At 72.0% G+C, this 4746-nt stretch carries 2 protein-coding genes and 1 pseudogene; all 3 read right to left on the minus strand.

Annotation, left to right across the window (positions count from 1 at the left end; genetic code table 11):
- Positions 1 to 1452, minus strand: a pseudogene (locus NBX02_RS15310) (hypothetical protein); the annotation flags it as partial.
- Between the two features lie 72 nt (positions 1453 to 1524).
- A complete protein-coding gene (locus NBX02_RS15315; protein ID WP_445548455.1) occupies positions 1525 to 2169 on the minus strand; it encodes a DUF6308 family protein in 645 nt (214 codons plus the stop codon).
- A 405-nt stretch (positions 2170 to 2574) separates the two neighbouring features.
- Complete coding sequence (locus tag NBX02_RS15320; RefSeq protein ID WP_250291901.1) at positions 2575 to 4572, minus strand: BTAD domain-containing putative transcriptional regulator; 1998 nt, start codon at positions 4570 to 4572, stop codon at positions 2575 to 2577.
- Between the last annotated feature and the right edge of the window lie 174 nt (positions 4573 to 4746).

Genomic DNA, 4746 nt, shown 5'->3' on the forward strand with positions numbered 1-4746 from the left:
GGCGGCGCGCAGCGCACCGAGGCGGCCGAGCCCGGCATAGGCGAGCCGGTCGAGCTCCCGCGGGTCGACTCCGGGCGGCCGGCTGCCCGTGCCCCCCGCGTCGGTGCCGTAGATCAGGGTGACCCCGGCCCGGTGGAGCAGCGCCGCGTTACGCCCGGGGGCCGGGCCGAGCCCGGCATGGCACTGCAGCGTCGAGACCACCGGCACGCCCGCGGCGGCGATCCGCTCGACCGTGCGCGGCGGCAGGGGCTCCACCGGGACATGGGCGAGCTCGTCCACGCCCGCCCACAGCGCCATCTCGACGGCGTCGACGCTCAGCGCGTGCGCCGTCACCGGAAGCCCTGCCGCGTGGGCGGCCTCGACCATGACCGCGAGCTCGGCCGGAGACAACGGTGGCCAGTTCGGGCGCCTCCCGCGCCTGGTGTCCGCGCTGGTCGCGACGTCCCCGACATATACCTTGATCAGATCGATGCCGTCCGAGACGAGCCCGGCGACGAGCCCGCGGGCCGCGGCGGGGCTCTCGACGACGACCGCCGCGTCGCTGCGACGGGCGTGCCAGCTCTGCGCCTTTCGCCCCGCTCCCTGCCGGCCCGCCCCCTGCCGGTTCAGCCCGTGCCAGTTCAGCCCGTGCCAGTTCAGCCCGCTCAGCCCGCTCAGCCCGTGCCAGCTCAGCCCGTGCCAGCCCGGCCCATGACGGCGCGGCCCGTAGTGGTCCGAGACGTGCCACTCCGGCGAGTACTGTTCCGGCGAGTACTGCTCTGACAGGTGCTGGTCCGGCGGGTACGGGCCTGACGGGTGCTGGTCCGACGCGTCGCGGCTCCGTCCGTGACGGCCCGGTGTGTGGCGGCCCAGCGCGTGGCGGCTCGCCGCGGCCCGGCCGGCGGTACCGCGGCGGGCGGACCGCGACGAGCCGGGAGGCAGGGCCTCCAGCCGGTCGGCCGTGGCACCCTGGGCGGGGCCGACCGGCTCCCCGGAGCGGTCCGGGCGCGGCCTCTGCCGCGACGTGCCCACCACCCGGGGGCCCGCGCCGGCAACCATGATCGGCGCGGCGAACCGCCAGTGGACGAGCCGCTCGATCGACGAGCCGAGGTCACGCACAGCCACGACGCCGGAACGCAGCTCGTCGTACCCGGGCGTGGCGGTGGCCGGCAGATGCACGTGGGCATCGACGACACCCGGCCCGATCCAGGCACAGTCGATCATGCGCAGGCCGTCCGGCAGCGACACCTGGTCGCGTGGCCCGACAGCGGCCACCCGGCCGTCCACACCGACCACCACGACACCGTCGAAGGCGGTGTCGGCGACGCCGTTCCAGATCCGGCCCCGCAGGCCCACGCCCCGCCCGACCTCCTGGCGGGCCGGCGCCCGTCCCACGGCCAGGGCACGCGCCGCCCGCAACGGCACCACGGCCAGGATGGACAGGCACCCCGACGGCGTGTCGCCGCGCCTCACCGTGCCCCCGGCGGCGGCACCCGCGGCAGCGGCCGGCGGAGATCAGACCGCCGGCGATCAGACCGGCGGAGATCAGACCGCACTGCTCATCCACACCACGATGTCGAGGATGCGCAGCGGTGTCAGCGGCGGCCCGTTGCGGGGGACGAGCGCGGACAGCCGGTGGAACTCGTCGGCGTTCTCCTTCAGGTCGTACTGCATGGCGCGGACCAGCAGCTGCATGTACTCACGCCAGGAACGCCCGTCCCGGGGAGACGGCGGGATGCAGCGCTCGTGCTGGTAGAAGATCCTGACCTTGGAGTCGAACAGCGGCACCAGCGCCGGCCGCTTGCGGTGCAGCACCTTTGCGATCAGCGACCCCTTGACGTCGCGGTCGGAGACGTCCGGATCGTCCAGCGGGTCGTACAGGGCCGCGACAAGATCGAGGGTGGCCTCGTCGGCCTCGATCAGCTCGATGCCGGGCGGGAGCTTGTCGAGCCCGCGCTGCAGCAACGGCGTCAGCGCCGTCAACGTGTGCATCCGGTCGACGTCCACCTGGACGCCGAGCAGGCAGGGCGCGAGCAGATCACCGGTGCACAGCAGATCGGAGTCACCGTTGGTCGTGAGCCCGTCATAGTACGGATAGGCGTAACGCAGGCCACGCTTACGCGGCCCGAGGTACTCCTCAAGCAGGCTCTCCGCGTCGAAGACCTCTCGGGTACCCATCCCAAGCCTCACCGCGGGGGCTCCTCACAGTCGTCTCGCAGTCTCACAGCGTCTCGAAGATCGAGAATGTCTTGAAGGTCTTGAAGGTCTTGAAGTCTCACAGCCGTCCCGAAATCGTCGTCGCGTCCCGAAATCGTCGTCGACGGTCACGCCATCTCATCACGTGACGACGAGCAGCGGCGATCACGAGCTGTGACGACTTTCACATCGCTGACCGCCAGCCCTGCCGCCTGTGCCCATCCTCCCCCGCGGCTGCCGCTATCCGGAAGCAACCCGCCCGGACGGACCCACCAGGACATACATTCGTTACCGCGAGGACCACATCCCGGAGCGGACCGCGGGTGACAGCAGGGCCGTCGACACGCGTGCGTTACCGCGCCGACCACGTCCCCGGCGGCCGGATTCCGCCCGCCCTGGTCAGTGGCTGCCGACGCCGGCTTCCGCCGGCCATTTCTTCCAGATGCCGCCCCGGTCCTCGGCCGTACCCGCCTGGGCGGGGACGTTCACGGCGGCCGGCCGGTCACCGACCTGCTGCCCGAGCGCGGTGATCCGGCGGATCTCCTGGCCGCTCTCCTCGTGCTCCGCCCGGTCACGCGCGTGGATCCTGACCAGCTCGTGCAGCCGGAACAACACATCACCGGCCGGCCCGGTGCCGGCGACGTCGAGCATCTGCGCGTCGATCAGACGGTCGAGGATTCCCTCGGCCGTCCGCTGGTCGGTCCTCAGCACCTGTTCGACGACCCGGCTGGAGAAGATCGACCGGCCGAGCAGCCCCAGCCGACGCAGCAGCTGCCGCGCCTGCGGATCGATCCGCTGGTAGGACAGGTCGAAGCTGCCGCGGACCTCCAGTGCGCCGTGGTGGAGCTCGGCTATCCGGTGCCGCTCGTCGACCAGCCTGGACACCAGGCCGGATATCTTCCAGTGGGGATGCGCCACCAGCCTGGCCGCGGCGACGCGGACGGCCAGCGGCAGGTAGCCACACAGGCGCACCAGCTCACGGGCGGCCACGGGGTCGGCCGACGCCCGGTCGTCGCCGACGATGCGGGCCAGCATCCGGGTCGCGTTCCCGACCTCGAGCACGCTCAGGTGCAGCCGGGTACAGGAAAGCGCGGCCAGCCGCGCCCGGCTGGTGATCAGCACCCCGCAGCTGCCCGACCCCGGCAGCAGCGGCTCGATCTGGCTCTCGTCCGCGGCACCGTCGAGTACCACCAGGACCCGCCGGTCGGCGAGCAGGCTGCGGTACAGCTCCGCGCGTGCGTCGAGACCGAGCGGGATCTCACTGTCCGCGACGCCCAGCGCGCGCAGGAACCGGGCGAGCGCGTCATCGGGATCGACCGGGCTGCACTGTTGGCCGTGCAGGTCCACGTAGAGCTGGCCGTCGTCGAAGTGCTCCCGTAACCGGTGCGCCACATGGACCGCCAGGACGGTCTTGCCCAGCCCGCCCATGCCGAGCACCGCCACGACGGGCATCGACGGGGGGGAGCTGGTAACGGTCAGCCGCTGGCACAGCAGCTCCGCCTCCTCGTCCCGGCCCGTGAGGTCCCCGACGGCGGCGGGCAGCAGGCACGGCGGCCGTGGCTGCGTGGCCGGTGGCTCGTCGCCCTCCGCCGGCCCCACCGCGTCCGGCCGTGACCCGGCCGGTGCGGCCGGCGTGGCCGGCGTGACCGGCGCGGTGGCCTCGAGGGTGCCCTGCAGGATCGCTTCGTGCAGCCGCCGTAGCCGCGCTCCGGGTTCGACGCCGAACTCGTCGGCGATCCGCCGGCGTACCCGCGCATAGCACTCCAGCGCCTCGGCGCTGCGGCCGGCGTGCCACAACGCCCGGATGAGCTGGCAGCTCAGCGGCTCGAACAGCTCGTTCTCGGTGAGCGCCTCCTGCAGCTCGTCGATCACCCGGTCGGCGCGGCCCAGCCCTATCTCAAGATTGGCTCTTTCCGCGAGCACGCCGAGCCGCTGCGGGACCAGCCTCTCCCGCACCCGCGCGGCCCAGTCCCCCGGCAGGCCGGCCAGTGGCTCGCCCCGCCACAGGTCCGCGGCCTGCCTGAACAGGTGGCACGCCCGCTCCGGGCTGCTGTCGGCCACCGCCCGGGCCCGCTCCGCGAGACAACGGTGCCGGTTCAGATCGAGCAGGGCGGGGTCGGCGTCGATCAGATAGCCGCCCCGCTGCCGGACCAGCTCGACCTTCCCCCCCTCCGCCTGGCGGGTACACGCGAGTATCCGCCGCAAACGTGTGACATACGTGTACAGCGCATTCCGCACCTCGGCCGGAGGCGCGTCCCCCCACACCCGGTCGATGAGAAGATCCTGCGGCACCGGCCGCCCGAGATCCGCCAGCAGGACGGCAAGCACCGTTCGCTGCTTCGCCGACCCAAGATCTACATTAATATCGGCCACCCGTAGCTCGAGTGGGCCCAGCATAAGAAGTTCCACCACTCCACGCCCCCCAGCCCTAACATTTCCCTGAGAGGCATTAAATACTGATAAATAGTTGACAGTAAAGGCTGTCCAACGCTTGACACGGATCGGCTGTTGCGGATCCATACCTACGGGCCGGTACGGCGAATGCCAGCCGGCCTCGCCTCAGGACACAAC

The organism is Protofrankia sp. CiP1_Cm_nod1 (genome assembly GCF_920888515.1).
GTDB lineage: Bacteria > Actinomycetota > Actinomycetes > Frankiales > Frankiaceae > Protofrankia.

Excerpts from the sequence above, each read along its gene's own strand:
- NBX02_RS15320 (WP_250291901.1), bottom strand. The coding sequence starts at position 4,572 with ATGCTGGGCCCACTCGAGCTACGGGTGGCCGATATTAATGTAGATCTT.